General features: G+C 71.9%; 16 protein-coding genes, 1 tRNA gene and 1 pseudogene. 11 read left to right on the top strand and 7 right to left on the bottom strand.

The genetic code is table 11. The features are described 5' to 3' along the window. Positions 1-49: 49 nt before the first annotated feature. A complete protein-coding gene (locus AB0J80_RS29705; protein ID WP_364711376.1) occupies positions 50-1282 on the top strand; it encodes a family 16 glycosylhydrolase in 1233 nt (410 codons plus the stop codon). 36 nt (positions 1283-1318) lie between these two features. Here AB0J80_RS29705 and AB0J80_RS29700 read toward each other — a convergent pair whose 3' ends face one another. Continuing rightward, entirely contained in the window at positions 1319-2557 is a 1239-nt protein-coding gene (locus AB0J80_RS29700; protein WP_364711716.1) for a chitosanase, read from the bottom strand. Between the two features lie 29 nt (positions 2558-2586). Continuing rightward, positions 2587-2841 (bottom strand): hypothetical protein, encoded by a 255-nt coding sequence (locus tag AB0J80_RS29695; RefSeq protein WP_364711373.1) that lies wholly within the window; start codon positions 2839-2841, stop codon positions 2587-2589. 96 nt (positions 2842-2937) lie between these two features. On the opposite strand from AB0J80_RS29695, the gene malQ reads away from it, so the two are divergent. From malQ to AB0J80_RS29680, 3 genes are all read left to right on the top strand, one after another. Beyond that, on the top strand, positions 2938-4887 hold the full coding sequence (gene malQ, locus AB0J80_RS29690) for a 4-alpha-glucanotransferase (RefSeq protein WP_364711370.1): 1950 nt from the start codon (positions 2938-2940) through the stop codon (positions 4885-4887). After that, positions 4884-5063: an antitoxin gene (locus tag AB0J80_RS29685; protein ID WP_364711368.1), complete on the top strand. Its 180-nt coding sequence runs from the start codon at positions 4884-4886 to the stop codon at positions 5061-5063. Before malQ ends, AB0J80_RS29685 begins: the two co-directional genes overlap by 4 nt. Before the next feature lie 62 nt (positions 5064-5125). After that, complete coding sequence (locus tag AB0J80_RS29680) at positions 5126-5305, top strand: antitoxin (RefSeq protein ID WP_364711365.1); 180 nt, start codon at positions 5126-5128, stop codon at positions 5303-5305. Positions 5306-5326: 21 nt separating this feature from the next. Here the strand turns inward: AB0J80_RS29680 and AB0J80_RS29675 are convergent, their stop codons facing one another. Beyond that, the gene (locus tag AB0J80_RS29675) at positions 5327-5713 is read right to left on the bottom strand and encodes a hypothetical protein (protein WP_364711362.1); all 387 of its coding nucleotides are present in this window, start codon (positions 5711-5713) and stop codon (positions 5327-5329) included. Between the two features lie 180 nt (positions 5714-5893). Here AB0J80_RS29675 and AB0J80_RS29670 point away from each other — a divergent pair, with 180 nt between their 5' ends. Beyond that, entirely contained in the window at positions 5894-6805 is a 912-nt protein-coding gene (locus AB0J80_RS29670; protein WP_364711359.1) for an anti-sigma factor RsbA family regulatory protein, read from the top strand. On the opposite strand, the gene AB0J80_RS29665 is transcribed toward AB0J80_RS29670, so the two are convergent. Continuing rightward, positions 6802-8049, bottom strand: coding sequence for a DUF1501 domain-containing protein (locus AB0J80_RS29665; RefSeq protein ID WP_364711357.1), 1248 nt, complete (start codon positions 8047-8049; stop codon positions 6802-6804). The two genes, AB0J80_RS29670 and AB0J80_RS29665, sit on opposite strands and share 4 nt — an antisense overlap. A 5-nt stretch (positions 8050-8054) precedes the next feature. Next, positions 8055-9497 carry a DUF1800 domain-containing protein gene (locus tag AB0J80_RS29660; RefSeq protein WP_364711355.1) on the bottom strand — a complete coding sequence of 481 codons (1443 nt, stop codon included), beginning with the start codon at positions 9495-9497 and terminating at the stop codon, positions 8055-8057. Positions 9498-9580: 83 nt separating this feature from the next. On the opposite strand from AB0J80_RS29660, the gene AB0J80_RS29655 reads away from it, so the two are divergent. Both AB0J80_RS29655 and AB0J80_RS29650 read left to right on the top strand, forming a co-directional pair. Continuing rightward, complete coding sequence (locus tag AB0J80_RS29655) at positions 9581-10432, top strand: fused MFS/spermidine synthase (RefSeq protein WP_364711352.1); 852 nt, start codon at positions 9581-9583, stop codon at positions 10430-10432. A gap of 128 nt (positions 10433-10560) precedes the next feature. Next, positions 10561-11733: a translation initiation factor 2 gene (locus AB0J80_RS29650; RefSeq protein WP_364711350.1), complete on the top strand. Its 1173-nt coding sequence runs from the start codon at positions 10561-10563 to the stop codon at positions 11731-11733. Positions 11734-12000: 267 nt separating this feature from the next. Here the strand turns inward: AB0J80_RS29650 and AB0J80_RS29645 are convergent. Continuing rightward, positions 12001-12945 (bottom strand): annotated as a pseudogene (locus AB0J80_RS29645) (TerC/Alx family metal homeostasis membrane protein); the annotation flags it as partial. Positions 12946-13047: 102 nt separating this feature from the next. Here AB0J80_RS29645 and AB0J80_RS29640 point away from each other — a divergent pair. Beyond that, complete coding sequence (locus tag AB0J80_RS29640; protein WP_364711348.1) at positions 13048-14100, top strand: ricin-type beta-trefoil lectin domain protein; 1053 nt, start codon at positions 13048-13050, stop codon at positions 14098-14100. Here AB0J80_RS29640 and AB0J80_RS29635 read toward each other — a convergent pair. Continuing rightward, a complete protein-coding gene (locus tag AB0J80_RS29635; protein WP_364711346.1) occupies positions 14052-14879 on the bottom strand; it encodes a pentapeptide repeat-containing protein in 828 nt (275 codons plus the stop codon). The genes AB0J80_RS29640 and AB0J80_RS29635 overlap by 49 nt on opposite strands. Positions 14880-15079: 200 nt before the next feature. Between AB0J80_RS29635 and AB0J80_RS29630 the strand changes: the two genes are divergently transcribed. From AB0J80_RS29630 to AB0J80_RS29620, 3 genes are all read left to right on the top strand, one after another. Continuing rightward, the gene (locus tag AB0J80_RS29630) at positions 15080-16177 is read left to right on the top strand and encodes a lamin tail domain-containing protein (RefSeq protein ID WP_364711343.1); all 1098 of its coding nucleotides are present in this window, start codon (positions 15080-15082) and stop codon (positions 16175-16177) included. A 65-nt stretch (positions 16178-16242) separates the two neighbouring features. Next, the gene (locus AB0J80_RS29625) at positions 16243-17016 is read left to right on the top strand and encodes an enoyl-CoA hydratase (RefSeq protein WP_364711341.1); all 774 of its coding nucleotides are present in this window, start codon (positions 16243-16245) and stop codon (positions 17014-17016) included. A 30-nt stretch (positions 17017-17046) separates the two neighbouring features. Next, positions 17047-17120, top strand: a tRNA-Met gene (locus AB0J80_RS29620). Positions 17121-17219 lie beyond the last annotated feature (99 nt).

The following is a 17219-nucleotide window of genomic DNA, read 5'->3' as shown; positions in this document are numbered from 1 at the left end:
AAACACTGCTTAACAAGTTAGAAACCTCTTCCCCCGGAGGCTCATCCCCATGCGCAAAGCGCGAATTCTGCTCGCCGCGGCGGTCGTCGCGGTCACTGTCTCGGGTGGCCTCGTCGCCACCTCCCGTAACGACACCGCCGCGGCCGCGATCGGCGGCATCACCTGGTCCGACGAGTTCAACGGCGCGGCCGGCACTTCCGTCGACCCGGCGAAGTGGAAGTTCGACATCGGCGGCAGCGGCTGGGGCAACAACGAGCAGCAGTACTACACCAACTCGACGAACAACGTGCGCCAGGACGGTCAGGGCCACCTCGCTATCACTGCGCGGCGCGAGAACCCGGCCAACTACCAGTGCCACTACGGCACGTGTCAGTACACGTCCGGCCGCATTCTGACCGCGGACAAGTTCAGCCAGACGTACGGCCGTTTCGAGGCCAGCATCAAGATCCCCAAGGGTCAGGGCATCTGGCCGGCGTTCTGGATGCTCGGCGGCAACAGCTGGCCGAACACGGGCGAGATCGACATCATGGAGAACGTCGGCAACGCGCCCAACACGGTCTACGGCACCGTGCACGGCCCCGGCTACTCCGGCGCCGAGGGCATCGGCGGCAACCGCACGATCGGCGCCCCGCTCGGCGACGCCTTCCACACGTACCGGGTCGACTGGTCCCCCAACCTGATCGTCTGGTACCTCGACGGCACCGAGTACTTCCGGGTCACCCCGTCGAACCTCGGCGGCGACCAGTGGGTCTTCGACCACAACTTCTTCATGATCCTAAACGTGGCGGTCGGTGGTTACTGGCCGGGCTACCCGGACGGGACCACCCAGTTCCCGCAGACGATGCTCGTCGACTACGTCCGCGTCTCGGCGTGGAACAACGACCCGGGCACCCCGTCCGGCGCCACCGCACTCAAGTCGAACTTCAGCGGCCGCTGCATCGACATCCCGGGCGCGAACCCGGTGGACGGTGCCCGGCTGCAGATGTACGACTGCAACGGCAGCGCCGCGCAGAAGTGGGCGCCGCAGAGCGACGGCACGATGCGGGCGTTGAACAAGTGCATGGACCCGGTGGGCGGCGCACTCACCAACGGCACGCCGATACAGCTCGTGACCTGCAACGGCAACCCGGTCCAGAGGTTCACGCTGTCGGCCGCGGGCGACCTGGTGAACGTCTCCGCCAACCGGTGCGTCGACATCAAGGACTGGAACAGCGCCAACGGCGCCCAGCTGCAGCTCTGGGACTGCGGCGGCACGACGAACCAGAAGTGGACGAAGGCTTGATGTGAGAGCCGGGCCGGTTTCCTGCCGGCCCGGCTGTCAGGAGGCGACCGAGTACTTGTCGCCGTAGACGCTCCACGTGAGGGGGGCGTTGAGGTCGAAGTTGCCGGCCTTGAGGAAGGCGCGCTGGGCGGTCTCGACGCGGGTCACGTCGCTGTGTGCCTCCTCGGTGCGCATCTCGGCGACCCGGGCGTTGAGGAAGGCGTTCAGCCACTCGTTCTCGTCGCCGCCCTGCTTGGGGGTCTTCGCGACGCGCATCGCCGCCGCCCGGATCCCGCGCAGTCCCGACATGCCGTGCATGACCGCCGCGTCGTAGTACGCGAACTGGCCCAGCGCCCGCAGCCCGTCCGAGGTCGCCAGCGTGACCGCGGGGTCGAAGTACAGCTGGTCCCGTTCGTCCTCCTGGACCTTCTGAAACAGAAGGTCCGCGGCGGCCGCCTTCCACGCCGCGGTGAAGCCCGGGTCGAGGCCGGCGTGCGAGTCGGAACCGTCCACCGCGCGCAGGGCCGGCAGGTACTTGGCGAGCCGGTTCCCGGGCGAGCGCTGGGTGTACTCCGTGACCACCGCCAGCATGTCCGACGTACCGGAGCAGAAGCCGATGATGCCCGCCGTGTAGCCGCGCCCGTCGCCGATGTCCTCGATGTAGCCGAACTGCGAGCGCCAGTTGAGCGTGGAGTTCTCCGCGCTGGAGACCAGCTGGAACGCCAGCTCCTTCTTGCGGGAGTCGGTCAGCCCGGCCGCCGCTGCGGGCACCGTGACCGGCGCGCTCCGCACGGGTGTGGCCGCGACGGCCGGCCCTGGCCCGTACACCTGCATCTCGCGCAGTGAATAGCCGGACGCCCAGGCGCGTTGGAGGGCCAGCAGCCGCAGGTAACGGCCGGTGCCCTTGAGCCGCCTCTGGTCGTCGACGCCGCCGTCGCCGCCGGTCACCCGCGACAGGTCGGTCCAGCGGGTGCCGTCGGCCGAGAGCTGCAGCCGGTACGCCCGCGCGTACGCCTGATCCCACACGAGCCGCACCCGGGTGACCGCCTGCAGCCGGCCGAGGTCGAGGCGCAGCCACTGCGTCCCGGCCGGCGTCGAGGTGGTCCACCGCGTGGTCGTGTCACCGTCGACCGCCATGGTCCCGGTACGGGCGGCGTCCTTGGCACTGGAGGCGAGAACCGGATGGTTGCGCGAGAGCAGCACGTCGGGGGCGGCGTCCGCGGTCACCGTGATGACCAGCGGGACCGTGCACAGCGCCGCGACCCCCACGCCCAGCGCGACCGCCTTCGCCCGCATCCCCACCCTTCGAAGGTAGGGGCGCAGGCTCAGCGGCGTTTGCGGTTCCGGGAAATCAGGACGACCGCCAGCACGATGCCGCCGACGACCAGCAGGCAGCACAGGCCGCCGAAGATCGGGAAGAAGCCGAAGCCGCTGCGCCGCCGGCGGTACTTCACCGCCTCGACGGCGAGCCCGTCGACGCCCTTGCTCGCCGCCCAGGCGTGCACGGGGACCACGAGCGTGAGAACGGCGCCCGTGACGGCCGCGCTGAGCCGGGCCCACCACTTCACTGCAGGAGACATGCGCCCCAGTCTGGCGGACCTTCGCAAGACCCGCCTCCCGGGACTAGGACTTTCAGGGCAGGGTATGCGGTGAGGACCGACGACGAGGGGGCGTGAGTGGACGCTGAGCTGACCGCACTGGCGGAGGCGCACGGGGTGGCGACCTGGTACGAGGACTGGCATCGCGAGCGCAAGGACGTAGCGGCCGCGTCGGTCGCTGCAGTGCTGGGACTGCTCGGGGTGGACGCTACGACGCCGGAGTCGATAGCCCGGGAGCTGGCCGCCGTCCGCACCGCGCGGGAACAGCAGCGCCTGCCGGGGACGATCGTGGTCAAGGAGGGCGAGACACGGCCGCTGCCGGGTTCCGCGACGATCCTGCTCGAGGACGGTACGTCGCGCGAGGCCGACGAGGTGCCCGGCGACCTTCCGCTCGGCTGGCACACGCTGCGTACCGGCGGGCAGGAGGTGACGCTGGTCGTGGTGCCGGCCCGGCTGCCCGAGCCGCCGGAGACGTGGGGCTGGATGGTGCAGCTCTACGCCCTGCACTCGGACGCGTCCTGGGGCATGGGGGACCTCGGCGACCTGCGTACGTTCGTCGAGGGAAGCCACGGCGCGGGGCTCGTCCTGCTCAACCCGCTGCACGCCGTCACGCCGACGCTGCCCGTACCGTCGTCGCCGTATTCGCCGTCCAGCCGGCGCTTCGCCAACCCGCTGTATCTGCGGGTCTCCGCGACGGACGCGTACGGCCGGGCCGACGCGGCGCTGCGGGCGCGGGTGGACGCGCTGAAGCCCGACCCCACGCCGGACGGGCTGATCGACTACAGCGCCGTGTGGCAGGCGAAGCGGGCCGCCCTCGAGCTGCTGTGGCCGCTGGCCGGCGAGGTCGACCTGGACGCCGATCCCGGCCTCACGGACTTCGCCGTCTTCTGCACCCTGGCCGAGGAGCACGGCGCCAACTGGCAGGAATGGCCGGAGCAGTTCCGCCGGCCCGACACCGCCGAGGTGCGCGCCGCACGCAAGGGTGACCGCGTCGCCTTCCACGTGTGGCTGCAGCAGCTGCTCAACGAACAGCTGGACGCCGCCAACGAGGCGGCCCGGGCGCAGGGCATGCCGGTCGGCGTCGTGCACGACCTGGCCGTGGGCATCGACCCGAGCGGCGCGGACGGCTGGCTGCTGCAGGACGTCCTGGCCGCCGGCGTGCATGCGGGCGCGCCCCCGGACGCCTTCAACCAGCTCGGGCAGGACTGGGGACTGGCGGCCTGGCGGCCCGACCAGCTCATCGAGACCGGCTACGCGGCCTACCGCGACATGCTCCGCCGCATCTTCCGGCACGCCGGCGGCCTGCGGGTGGACCATGTCGCGGGCCTGTGGCGGCTCTGGTGGGTGCCGCCGGGCATGGGGCCGGACGAGGGCACGTACGTGCACTACGACCCGGACGCGATGCTCGGCATCCTGGCGCTGGAGGCCCACCGGGCGGGCGCCGTCGTGATCGGCGAGGACCTGGGCACGGTGCTGCCGGTGATGACCGAGACGCTCGAGAAGATGAACATGCTCGGCTCGGCCGTGCTGTGGTTCACCCGCGACTACAAGGACGACCCGGACGAGGGTTACCTGCCCGCCGCGCGCTACCCCCGCAACGCCCTGGCCAGCATCTCCACTCACGACCTGCCGACCGCGGCCGGCTTCCTGGCCGGCGAGCAGGTGCGGGTCCGCGCCGAGCTGGGCCAGCTCGCCGGTCCGGTCGAGGACGAGCGGGCGTACGCGGAGAAGGACCGCGGCCAGCTCCTCGCCCGCCTCACCGAGGAGGGCCTGATCACGGCGTCGAGCACGCCCGAGGAGATCGTCGTCGCGATGCACGAGTTCCTCGCGCGGACCCCGTGCCGGTTCGTCACCGCGGCCCTCTACGACGTGCTGGGCGAGCTCGACCAGCCGAACCTGCCCGGCACGACGGACGAGTACCCGAACTGGCGCATGCCGCTGCGCACTAGCCTGGAACAGATCGTGGCGGACCCGCGGGTGGCGCGGGTGGCCCAGGTGCTGAGCGCGAGGAAGGGTGGGTCCCGATGAGCTTCCTGGACAAGGCGAAGGAGTTCGCCGACAAGCATGACAAGCAGGTCGACCAGGTGCTCGAGAAGCTCGGCGACGAGGTCGACAAGCGGACCGGGCACAAGTACACCGACCAGATCGACCGGGGTGTCGACGAGGCCCAGAAGCGTACGGGCGACGGCGACACCCGTCCCTGAGGTTTTCGGCGCGCGGTCCCGGGAAGGTCATGGGCGATCGCTCCAGACGAAAGGACGACACCATGGGCTTCATGGACCAGGCCAAGGACTTCGCCGACAAGCACGACGAGCAGGTCGACCAGGGCCTCGAGAAGGCCGGCGACCAGATCGACCAGCGCACCGGCAACAAGTACTCGGACAAGATCGACCAGGGCGTCGACCAGGCGCAGGCCCGGACGGGCGAGGGCGACACCCAGCAGTGACCCCGGCGCCCCCCGCCGCCGTCAGATGGCGAGCGGCGGGGGCGGCGGGTCGTCGTCGAGCGCGAACAGCATCGGGTGGACGGCCAGCCGGTGGTCGCGTTCCCGGCACCGCGCCGGCGGGAGCAGCGACGAGCGGTGCTCCGGATGCTCCGCGCAGTGCCGCATCGCCCGGCTGACCGCGTCGCGGTGGTGCCGTCCACCGCCGTACTCTCCACAGTTGGCGCAGTCCCAGCGCCAGTACGCCGGCCCCTCGTCGGAGTTGTGCCGGCGGATCTTCAGCGGCGGCCCGGCCCGGTGCTGGGCGGCGGCGAGGATGGCCGTCATGTCCCCGGCCGCCGGCGGTTCGGCCGGCCGCCTCGGCCCGTCGCCGATGATCTCGGCCAGCGCGCTGGTCCCCGTACCCGACACCGTTCACCCCCGCAATCGTTGAACGCGCCCAGTGTGGAACGGGCCGCGGCGACGGCAGGGGGTTTTCATGTTTCCGGCTGCCGCTTTCACCCCCAGGCGGTGCTCCCACCTCGCTCAGCGGACAGGCCCGCCCGGGCCGGGTGTTACCGTGGTCGATCGGCGGTGGTCGGAGGTGGCTCGGTGGTGTTCACCCACTCGGCGTTCCTCTATGACACCGATGCGGCGTATGCCGCCACGCTGTGCGGCTTCGTCCGCGACGGCCTGGAACGCGGTGAGGTGGTGGCGGTCGCCGCCGGCCCGGAAGGCATCGGGCTGCTGCGGGACGCCCTCGCCGAGCACGCCGGCTCCGTGCGGTTCCTGCCCGCGCACGAGTGGTACGTCCGTCCGGTCCGGACGATCGCCGGCTGGGCCCAGATCCTGCGCTCCGCCGCGGCGGACGGCAGCCCGTTCGTGCGGCTGGTGGGGCAGATCCCCTTCGCCGACCCGTACGATCCGTGGCTGCGCTTCGAGTCGGCGCTCAACCGCAGCCTCGCCGAGCTGAACGGGCACCTGGTGTGTCCGTACGACCGCCGCGTCCTGCCGACCGCGCTGGTCACCACCGCGATCCGCACCCACCCGCGGCTGCACGACGGCGACTGGCACGACAGCACCGGCTACGAGTCACCCGAGACGTTCCTGGCCGGGCTGCCGGAGGCGCCGTGGCCGGTCGACGGCGAACCGGTGCTGGCGGTGCCGATCGCCGGCGCGGTGGCGGGGCTGCGGGCGCTGGTCCGGCAGCGGGCAACGGCCGAGGACTGGCTCTCCCCGGACCGGGTGGACAGCCTCGTGCTCACGGTCAGCGAGCTCGCCACCAACGGCATCCGGTACGGCGGCACCAGCCGTGAGCTGTGCGTCTGGGTGACCGCCGACGCCGTCGTGGGCGAGGTGACCGACGACGGCGCCGGGCCGGGGCCGCTGGCCGGGTATCTACCGCCGCGCCCCGGCAAGCCCGGCGGCATGGGACTGTGGCTCGTCCAGCAGCTCTGTGACTCGCTGACGATCCACCAGGGCGACGGGCTGAACCGGGTCCGCTTCGCGCTGCGCCGGTCCTAGCGCGAGCGCACCAGTCCCAGCGTGGAGGCTTTCACGCCGGGGAAGACGCCGGTGAGGTTCGAGACGCCGCAGCGGGCGCGCAGGATCTCGCCGATCACGGCCCGGTAGTCGGTGGTGACGGCCAGGTCGCCGTTGACGAGCCGGCTCGCCGCGAGGCCGGGCCAGCGGCCGTACACCTTGCCGCCCTTGACGCCGCCGCCGAGCACGAACATGGCGTTGCCGTACCCGTGGTCCAGTCCGCCGGAGCCGTTCTCCGCGACGCGCCGGCCGAACTCGCTGATCGTGACGAGCGTGACCCGGCCCAGGCCGGCCGGCCCGAGGTCGGTGGCGAACGCCGCCAGGGCCTTGGCGAAGTCGGTGAGGTGGTCGAACATCCGCTTGCCGGTCGTCGCCGTGCCCAGGTTCTCGTGCATGTCCCATTCGCCGGAGTCCACGCAGGCGCTCATCAACCCGACGTCGGCCTTCACCAACCGGGCCACCTCGCGCAACGCCCTGCCGAGCTCGCTGTCCGGATACGCGGCACCGTTCGCCGGCGTGTATCCGGCGGCCTGCAGCTGGGCGGCGGTCGCCAGCGCAGACGTCGCCGTCGCCGCGGTGGCGGCCAGAGCATCGGGTGCGTCCGCGTAGAGCGCCGCGATGGTCTGCGCCATGGGCCGGTTGGTCCACTCGCCGGACAGCACGAACTTGTCGACGGCCTTGAGCCCGAGGTCCGGGGTGGGCCCGGCGAGCACCCGGGCCGGCATGGAGCCGCCGACCGAGACCGCGTCGAAGGAGCCGCTCGCGCCGAGCCCGCCCAGCATCCGGTCGAGCCAGCCGGTCCGCAGGGTGGTGCCCGGAGCGGCCCGCTCCAGCTCCTCCATCGCGGAGAAGTGCGAACGGTTCGGCGCCGGCTGCCCCACGGCCTGGACGGCCGCCAGGCTCCCGCCCTTCCAGAACGGCAGCAGCGGCGCGAGCGCCGGGTTCAGCCCGAAGGCCGCGTCGCCACCGATCAGCCGCGCCTTGGGCACGGCGATCCCGGGCCGGGCCTTGTAGTACGCCGGGTCGCCGTGCGGCACGACGGCGGACAGCCCGTCGAAGCCGCCGCGCAGGGACAGCAGCACGAAGACATCGCCCTGGTAGCCGGGTGACGCGTACGCGAACTGGGTCGCGAGCTGGTCGCCGGCGAAGCCCGCGAAGACCCCGGCCGCGCCGGCCCCGAGCAGCGTGCGCCGGCTGATCGTGCAGCCGCAGTCCTGGTCAGCCATCACGGTCACCTCAGCGCGAAGTAGGGAGAGTCGAGCACCAGAGCCACCAGGTACGGGAACAGCCATCCCGCCGCCCCGTCACCGGCCTTGAGCGGGCTGGCGGGCGTCTTGCCGAAGAATGCGGTGAGCGCCGCGGTGTGCTGAGGCGCGAGGGTGCGCCCGACCAGCCGGGTGGCCAGGACGTCGATCAGGCCGCCGTACGTGGCCGGCAGGGTGCTGCCCACGAGGTCTTTGACCAGCGAGGCCGGCCGTTGCAGCGTGGTGGGCCACCACCCGCCGGTGATGTTCAGGTGGGCGTTCCACCGGGTCACCTGCGCCGACGGCGACGCCCAGGCGGACGCCACGTCCGGATAGCCGTTCGGGGGTTTCCAGGCCATGGGCGCGTGGCCGGCGTCGTTGGCGGTCCAGTAGAGCGCCATGATGCCCTTCGTCCCGGACACCTCCGGCCCGAACCCGAGCGTGCGCACGGTGGCCACGATGTCCTCGTACGGCGTCCGCGTCTTGGCGCCGACCGAGGCGGCGAACTCGTCCGAGGTGAACAGCGCGCGCAGCACCGGCACGATGGCGCTCTTGTTGTCGAGGTAGACCTTCGTCAGCTTGCTGACCAGCGAGGCCGGCGGCTCGTCGGCGACGAACCGGACGCACAGCTTGGTGGCGATCCGCTTCGCGGTGCGCGGGTGCAGGGCCAGGTAGTCGAGCATGGCCAGGACCGCCGCCTGGCCGCCGGACGCGGTCCGGTTGGCGTGCCGGAAGCCGAGCACCTTCACCGCGCCGGTGGCGTGCCGGGCGGCGTCGTACACGTAGCGGCCGGTCTCCCAGCTGACGGTCAGGCCGGTGAGCAGCCGGGCGGCGTTCTTGACGTCGGCCTCCGTGTAGCCCAGCCCGACGGTGTGCAGCTCGAGCAGCTCCCGGCCGTAGTTCTCGTTCGGCGCCTCGCGGGTGGAGAACCGGTTGTCCAGGTACATGAGCATCGCCGGGTGCCGCGCACTGGCCTTGAGCAGGTCGGAGAAGCGGCCCAGCGCGTGCGCGCGGATCACCCTGCGGTCGTAGTCGGGACGGTTGTCCCAGACCTCGCCGGCCGGGCAGGCGATGTGCAGGTGGTTGGACCAGAAGGCGACCATCACCTCGAACAGCTGGCGCTCGCTCCAGATCGCGCGGGCGACGGTGGCGGCGGCCACGTCGTACATGGCCTCCCAGCCGTACTGGCGGAACACGCCCGCCCGCGACCGGGCGCGGACGCTGTCTATGGTCAGGCCGCTCAGCGGGAAGCGGGCGACCAGGCCGTCGGCGAGCTTGTCGTCGATCGCGGCCGGCTTCAGCTGCCGCTCGAGCCACGCCTTGGCCCCGAGGCGGCGGATCTCGGCCGTCGAGGCCACGGTCGGACCGTACGTGGCACGGCGCAGCAGGTGCAGCAACGGGTCGCTGGGAAGGAAGTCCGAGGCCGTCACGTCCTGCTCGTCGGCGGACGGTCGGACCTTTGTCGGGTTCCCGGCCCCGTGCTACCGAACCGCAACCGACATACTGTGCAGCCGTGGCACAGCGCAGGCGAGGCGAGCGACGCGTCGAAACCGTCGGCTCCGGCGTCGCGGAGCTGGTGCCGGACCCGGACCGCCCGGGCGGCTGGACGCTGCTGCTGGACGGCGCGCCGCAGTCACACGTCGACCTGGGCGACCCCACGCATCTCGAGTTCGAGTACATCCGCCGGATGGCGGCGGCCATCGACCTGGTCGCGCCGCCGGGGACGCCGCTACGGGTCCTGCATCTGGGCGGCGGGGCGCTGACGCTGCCCCGCTACGTCGCGGCGACCCGGCCGGGCTCGCCGCAGCGGGTGGTGGAGATCGACGGACCCCTGGTCGACCTTGTTCGCACGGCTCTGCCCTGGGACCCCAAGGCCAAGCTCCGGGTACGGGTGGGAGACGCGCGGGAGGCCGTCACGGGCATGCGCGACGGCGGGTACGACGTGGCGATCGTGGACGTGTTCGCGGGCTCCCGCACCCCCGCCCACCTGGCGTCGGTGGAGTTCGTCCGGGAGGTGGCCCGGGTCCTCGGCCCCGGCGGGCGGCTCATCGCGAACGTGGCGGACGGGCCGCCGCTGGCGTACGCGCGTTCCCAGGTGGCCACGATCCGCGCGGTGCTGCCGCAGGCCTGCCTCGTCGCGGACGCCGCGGTGCTGCGGGGCCGCCGCTTCGGGAACCTCGTCGTCCTGGCCGGGCGCACCCCGCTGCCGGTGGCGGAGCTGAGCCGGCGCGCCGCCGGCGACTGGTTCCCGGGCCGCGTGGAAACCGACCTTGATCGATTCACCGGCGGGCGCGCGGCCGCCACCGACGCCGACGCGGTGCCGTCCCCCGCCCCGCCCGAGGGGCTGTTCACCACGAAGCCCTAGACACGAGTACGGCTCGCGTCGGCCGAAAGTTCAACCGATTCAGCACCGCTGTGCCGTCGTGTCGTCATACGGAAATTTGACAGTGCAACGACTTGTCTCGGCCTTCCGCGTCTGGATCTAATCGAGGGATGCCGGACCAGCACTCGCAGCCGCTGCCCGACGCCTTCGGTCCGCTCCAGGGTGGGGAGCGGGCCCTCTGGCGCGGCCGCTGCGCCGTCGCCGAGTACGCGTTCGACCGCGCGGCCTCGCTCCCCCGCTGGACTCTGCCCGAGACCACCGAGGTGCTCGTCACGGACCGGCGCCTCGGGTACGCGTACACGTCCTCGGAGTCCCCCGACGACCTGGAGATCACCTCGGGCGAGCTGCGCTGGCTGTACCCGCAGCACGTCCGGGTCCAGCCGGGCTCCCGCACGCCCGGCCGAGCCGCGGCCGTCACCCAGATCCAGCTGGTCTGCGGCGGCGCCGACGGTTCGTTCCCGGCGCTCGTCCTGGCCGGCGGCGAGCTGGCCGAGGTGGGCGACGCGGACCGGCTCGCCAACGTCATCCGCCACGCGATCGCCCGCTTCCGGATGGACAACGCGGACAAGCTGGGCCTGTCCATACCGCAGGCCCGGATGCTGTCCCGGCTGCTGATCGGCCCCGAGTTCACCAACTTCCAGGGCGGCGAGGGGCAGACGGTGTCGCTGCTGGGAGCCCTGCCGGTCCCCCGCCAGGAGCCAGGAGCCTACGAGCCCGAGGCGATCCTCGTGGAGTCCGCCACCGCCTCCGAGCCGACCGCCGGCCGCCCTCCGGCGCACCGCGCGGGTCACGCCGAGGTCGCCGCGTGGCGCTCCGACCCGGCCACCCACGAACCCTCCCGCCACGACGTCTCCGCTGCGTGGCGCCCCGACCCTGCCGCTCATGACGCCTTCGTTGCCTACGGCGCTGATGGCGGCGACGCCGGCGCCGCGGCTTCCGTATCGAGCGGCGACGGCATCGGGCGGCTGCCCGGCTATCGGCCCGGGCTGGCCGCCGACGAGGCGCGGGCGCTGCAGGCCGCCGCGGCCGAGGAGGCCACCCAGCGCGCCGAGCCCGACCTGGCGTCCCGCGCCGCCGATCTGGCCTCCCGGGTCGCGCATCTGGTGGCCGGCGACGCCGAACCGGACCGATCGAACGAGCCGACGACGGACCTCACCGCCCGCGCCGAGCGCGTCCGGCGCGCCTCCGCCCGCTTCGCCGCCAACTCGGGCCGGGGCAAGGCGGCAGCCCGTCGCCCGGACCAGGAGCTGGGCGCCACCACCCGCGGCAACCGCAACCGCTGAGCCCTGCCGCGTTCAGGGACGGAAGCAGGCGCCCGCCAGGACCCGCTCGTCGTGCCGCCGGTGCGCCTTGTCCAGCAGCTGCATGAGCTCGTCCTCCTGCCGGATCCGGGCCCGGTACCTCTCCGGCAGCCGCTTCAGGTGCGCCTCCTCGTCGAGCAGCTTGTGGTAGATCTCGTCGCAGTACTTCGGGTCGGTCTCGACGTCGAGGAACTCCGCCGCGTGCCGGCGCGCCGCCGCCGCGTACGTCCGCGCCCGGCCCTTCGGGCTCAGCAGCGACGCGACCACCGTGACCGTCAGCACGCCGATGATGACCGCCAGGGACGTCACGGTGCTGATCTCCACCACGTCGATGTGCTCGCCGCCGTTGATGAACGGCACGTTGTTCTCGTGCAGCGCGTGCAGGATCAGCTTCACGCCGATGAAGGCGAGGATCGCGGCCAGCCCGTACGAGAGGTAGATGAGCCGGTCGAGCAGCCCGTCGAGCAGGAAGTAGAGCTGGCGCAGGCCCAGCAGCGAGAACGCGGTGGCGGTGAAGACCAGGTAGACGCTCTGGGTCAGGCCGAAGATGGCCGGGATCGAGTCCAGGGCGAACAGGACGTCGGTGCCACCGATGGCCACCATGACCAGCAGCATCGGCGTCATGACCCGCTTGCCGTCCTGGACGGTGAAGAGCTTGTCCCCGTCGTACGCCTCGGAGGTGCGCAGGAACCGCCGGGCGATCCGGATCACCACGTTGTCGGCCGAGCGGCCCTCGTCGTCCTCGCCCTTGAGCAGGTTGCCGGCGGTGATCAGCAGGATCAGCCCGAACAGGTAGAAGACCCAGGCGAACGAGTTGATCAGCGCCGCGCCCAGGAAGATGAAGCCGGTACGGGCGACGAGCGAGAAGACGATGCCGAAGAGCAGCACCTTCTGCTGGTCGGCCCGGGGCACCTTGAAGCTGCCCAGCAGCACCAGGAAGACGAACAGGTTGTCGACCGACAGCGCGTACTCGGTGACCCAGCCGGCGAAGTACTCGGCACCCATGTCGCGGCCGCCGAGGGTGAGGACGCCGAGGCCGAAGAGGATCGCCAGGCCGACGTACACGCCGGACCAGACGGCGGCCTCCCGCAGCGACGGGATGTGTGCCCGCCGGGCGTGGAAGGCGAAGTCGAAGAGGACGAGGGCGACGATGCCGACCACGGTCAGCGTCCAGACGAGACCAGGCACCTGCATGGTGATCGATCCTAGGGCCGCGGGTGCGCTCGGGCCGGTTTCGCCGGTACGTCCGGGAAGAAACTCTGCACGGGCCCGGACCCGGCCGTACGCTGCCCCCTGATGCTCCGCCGCCTGCTTCTCGCCCTCGCGCTCGCCGCCCTCGCGGCACTGGCGTGCCCGTCGCCGGTCGACGCGGCACCCTCCGCCGCGCCCGTCAAGTTCTACGTCGTCCGGGACAGCTACGACGGCGAGCCCGAGTTCCTGTTCGAGATCGCCGAACGGTTCCTGGGCTCGGGCGACCGCAACCACGAGATCTTCGAGCTGAACGAGGGCCGGTTGCAGCCGGACGGCCAGCGGACGACCGACCCGGACACCATCCTGCCGGGCTGGGTCCTGCAGCTGCCACCGGACGCCAAGGGCGAGGGCGTACGGACCGGGGCCCTGCCCACTCCGGTGGTCACACCCTCGCTCGGGCCCTCCGTCTCACCCCTGCCGGCTGCCGCCATCCCGGTGCGGCACAGCGGCCCGCAATGGTGGAAGTGGGCACTCCTCGCCACCGGTGGCGTGCTTTTGCTGGGCTGCGCCGTGGCCGCCTGGTGGTGGTGGCTGCGCCGGCCGCCGGAGCGGACGCTCAGCCCCGCGGCGCTCTGGACAGCGGAACCGCAGCCCACCGGCCGCCGTCCCGTGGCGGTCGTCGTCGCGGGTGCCGTGCTCGCCATCGCCGCCCTGGCCGCCGGGGCGGTGTCACTGGTCGCCACCGATCCGCCCTCGGCGGTGGCCGCGCCGCCGCCGGCGTACCCGTCGAGCATCGTGGCGAACGACCCGACCCTCTGCCTCGCGGCGAACACTCCGACCGACGGCGCTCCGTTGGTGCTGAAGCGCTGCGACGGCGGCGCCGCCCAGCAGTGGCAGGCCCCGGGCGACGGCACCCTGCGCGCGGCGGGCCAGTGCATGGACGTCGCGGGCGCCGAGACCGCGCTGGGTACGCCGCTACAGCTCGCGACCTGCAACGATAACCGCGCCCAGCTGTTCCGCCTCGACGACGGCAGACTGGTGAGCCTGCTGACCGGCGAGTGCGTCGACGTCCGGGGTGCCCGGGTCGCCGTCGGCGTCAGCGCGATCGTTCAGCCGTGCGCCTCGGTGGCCGACCGTACCTGGCGCCGCCCCTCCTGACCCGTCCGGCCGATCCGGGTCGTCCCGTCGGTCACCGCGGCCTTCAGCTGCGACTCCGTCAGGAACAACGCATCCGTGAGATCGGCACCCCGCAGATCGGTGCCGCGCAGGTCGGCGCCGGTGAAGTCAGCCGTCCGCAGATCGGCATCGCGCAGATCCGCCCCGATCAGCAGCGCACCGCGCAGGCTGGCGCCCCGCAGGTTAGCGCCCCGCATCCGGCGGCCGATCAGGTGGGCGCCGCGGTGGTCGGCGCGGCGTGTCTTCACCCCGGCACGGGCCAGTTCGCTCGCCTTCTGCAGGAGCGGGTTCACGGTGCGCCGACAGCCGTCCAGATCGAGGGCGAGCAGCTCTTCGGGCGTACCCCTGGTGAGCGCGACGGTCTGCTCCTGCGCTGCCCGCAGTCTCGCGTGCAGGCGGCTCGCCGCCGGAATGGCCAGCGCCTCCGTCACGTACCAGAGAAGTTCGTGGAGCTGGCGCATCACCGGAAGCACCGCGAACATCGTTCCGGCGATGCCGGGCGTGCCGCGCCAGTCGCGGCCGCCGAAGGTCACCTGAGTGACCTGCTGGCCGGCGCCGAAGCAGTCGAAGACGACGCAGCCCGGGAAGCCCTGCTGCGGGAGCCGGTCGTGGATGCCGCAGCGGAAGTCGTCGCGCAGGTTGGGGCAGGCCCGCCCGGCCGGCTTGTCGATCGCGAAGTCGGACGACTTGGCGAAGGCGGGCGCAACGCAGCAGAGTCCAGCGCACCGGCCGCAATCCGCACGCAGCACCAGATCGGTCACGGAGCAACCTTAGCGCCGTCCGATCCGTGGCTTTTTCCCGTTACGTGGCGTCACCGACCCCGATGACGGAAAGTGACTCTCCGTCGCCTCCGCGCTCCACCGACCGGCCAATAACCAGGACCGACAAGACGGGTGACTACGGAAGGTGATGATCCCTAAGCTCCCTGGGGTCCGCCCCCACCTGCAAGGAGATCTCGCTGATGCGTGCACGGAAGACGGCCCTGTTCGCCGCTCTGGGTTGCGCCGCCGCCCTCGGCCTCGCCGCGCCCGCGGCCGCCGCCGACGCGCCCACCATCTCGGCGCCGGCGAGCCGCCAGGGTTACGGCCCCATCACTCTCACGGGAACCGCCCCCGCCGGCTCCACCGTCGCGCTCTACGAGTCGGCGTACGTCTTCAACGACTTCTACCCGTCACCCGACTACGACCGGGGCGGCTACGTCACCACCACCGCTACCAGCTCCGGCAAGTGGTCGCTCAGCCGGATCCTGGACTCGGGCTTCCGCTTCTACGTGAAGGCCGGCGGCGTCGACTCCAACCGGATCTCGGTCGCGATGGGCATCGTGCCGACGATGACGATGACCGCGAACAACGGCACGGTGAACGTCAACGTCTCGGCCAACCCGGCCCAGCCCGGCCTCCGCGTGCACATCCAGCGCGGAGACGGCGGAAGCTGGAGCGACGTCGCCACCGGCGCCACGTCCGAGGGCGCCGCGACCTTCTCCACCTCGATCAGCGGCCAGGGCTCCGGCACGAAGTCCTACCGCGCGGTCATCGACGCCGACCCGGAGAACAACCTGCTCAAGGGACAGACCGAGACCGTCTCGCTCAACGTGGGCAGCGGTTCCGGCAGTGGCGGCGGCACGACCACCCCCACCCCGACGACGCCGGCCCCCACCACGCCGTCGACCCCGGCGGTCAAGGCCGGCGACGTCCAGTTCACCAAGATCCAGTACAACTCGCCGGGTACCGACAGCGGCAGCAACACCAGCCTCAACGCCGAGTGGGTCCGCCTCACCAACAAGACGTCGCGGACCATCAACCTCAAGGGCTGGACGGTGCGCGACGCGGCCAACCACGTCTACACCATCTCGAGCGACTACAAGGTGGCCGCCGGCAAGTACGTGTACGTGCACACCGGCAAGGGCACCAACGGCAAGCCGGACTCGCAGCACCGCTACTGGAACCGCACCGGCTACGTGTGGAACAACGGCGGCGACACGGCTTCCCTGCGCACCAACACCGGCAAGTCGATCGACTCCTGCAAGTGGGGCAAGGGCAGCGGCGTCACGTACTGCTGACGGTCACCCACCACTGCGGCCCCCGGCTCCCCCCGCCGGGGGCCGCAGTGTCTTACGGTGACCGCGTGCCCGATCATGACGCAGGCCACGCCAAGGTGCTCCGCACCCGTACGGACGACGGCCGCTGGACCATCACCCTGAACGACCCGGACCGCCGCAACGCCCTCGACACGGACCTGCGAGACGGCCTTGCCGCGGCCATCGCCGAGGTCGCCGCCGACCCGGACGCGCGCACCCTGGTCATCGCGGGAGCAGGCACGGCCTTCTGCGCGGGAGCCGACCTGCCCGCCCTCTTCGGCGACACCGGCCGCGCGGTAGCCGACATCCGCACCGACCTGCACCGCGTCTACGACAGCTTCCTGCGCGTCCTCGCCCTGCCGATCCCGACCATCGCCGCGATCCAGGGCCCCGCGGTCGGCGCCGGCCTCAACCTCGCGATGGCCTGCGACACCCGCATCGTCGGCCCGCACGCGCAGCTCATCGCCCCGTTCACGAAGATCGGCCTGCACCCCGGCGGCGGCTGCACCTGGTTCCTGACCCGCGCCCTCGGCCCCGAGCGAGCATTGCAGCTCCTCCTGGACGGCGGCAGCGTCGACGGACCGGAAGCGGTCCGCATCGGCCTGGCCGGCACCCTGGCCGACGACCCGCTGGCCGCGGCCCACGACCGGGCCGCACGCTGGGCAGCCCTGGACCCGTCCCTCGCCCGCGACATCAAGACATCGGTACGCACAGCGACGACGGCCGACTTCGCCGCCAGCCTCGAGTTCGAATCCTGGGCACAGGCATCATCGGCAACCGGCCCGGCGATCCAGGAGACGGTGGCCCGCTTCCGCCGCTGAGAACGGGCCGTGCTAACGTTGCCAGGCCGACGCGGGGTGGAGCAGCTCGGTAGCTCGCTGGGCTCATAACCCAGAGGTCGCAGGTTCAAATCCTGTCCCCGCTACGAGTGTGATGTCTCAAGACATCGGAAACCCCTGAACCCACGGTTGTGGGTTCAGGGGTTCTTCGTTTTCGGTGCGGGTCCGGGTGGTCTGCCGGTGGG

Origin of the sequence: Actinoplanes sp. NPDC049548 (assembly GCF_040676695.1) — a bacterium.
GTDB lineage: Bacteria > Actinomycetota > Actinomycetes > Mycobacteriales > Micromonosporaceae > Actinoplanes.
Note: the sequence above shows the minus strand (reverse complement) of the source record. Positions and strands in the feature narration are given on the sequence as shown.

Excerpts from the sequence above, each read along its gene's own strand:
- AB0J80_RS29705 (WP_364711376.1), top strand. The coding sequence starts at position 50 with ATGCGCAAAGCGCGAATTCTGCTCGCCGCGGCGGTCGTCGCGGTCACT.
- AB0J80_RS29640 (WP_364711348.1), top strand. The coding sequence starts at position 13,048 with ATGCTCCGCCGCCTGCTTCTCGCCCTCGCGCTCGCCGCCCTCGCGGCA.
- AB0J80_RS29665 (WP_364711357.1), bottom strand. The coding sequence starts at position 8,049 with ATGGCTGACCAGGACTGCGGCTGCACGATCAGCCGGCGCACGCTGCTC.
- AB0J80_RS29685 (WP_364711368.1), top strand. The coding sequence starts at position 4,884 with ATGAGCTTCCTGGACAAGGCGAAGGAGTTCGCCGACAAGCATGACAAG.
- AB0J80_RS29695 (WP_364711373.1), bottom strand. The coding sequence starts at position 2,841 with ATGTCTCCTGCAGTGAAGTGGTGGGCCCGGCTCAGCGCGGCCGTCACG.
- AB0J80_RS29680 (WP_364711365.1), top strand. The coding sequence starts at position 5,126 with ATGGGCTTCATGGACCAGGCCAAGGACTTCGCCGACAAGCACGACGAG.
- AB0J80_RS29700 (WP_364711716.1), bottom strand. The coding sequence starts at position 2,557 with ATGCGGGCGAAGGCGGTCGCGCTGGGCGTGGGGGTCGCGGCGCTGTGC.
- AB0J80_RS29630 (WP_364711343.1), top strand. The coding sequence starts at position 15,080 with ATGCGTGCACGGAAGACGGCCCTGTTCGCCGCTCTGGGTTGCGCCGCC.
- AB0J80_RS29650 (WP_364711350.1), top strand. The coding sequence starts at position 10,561 with ATGCCGGACCAGCACTCGCAGCCGCTGCCCGACGCCTTCGGTCCGCTC.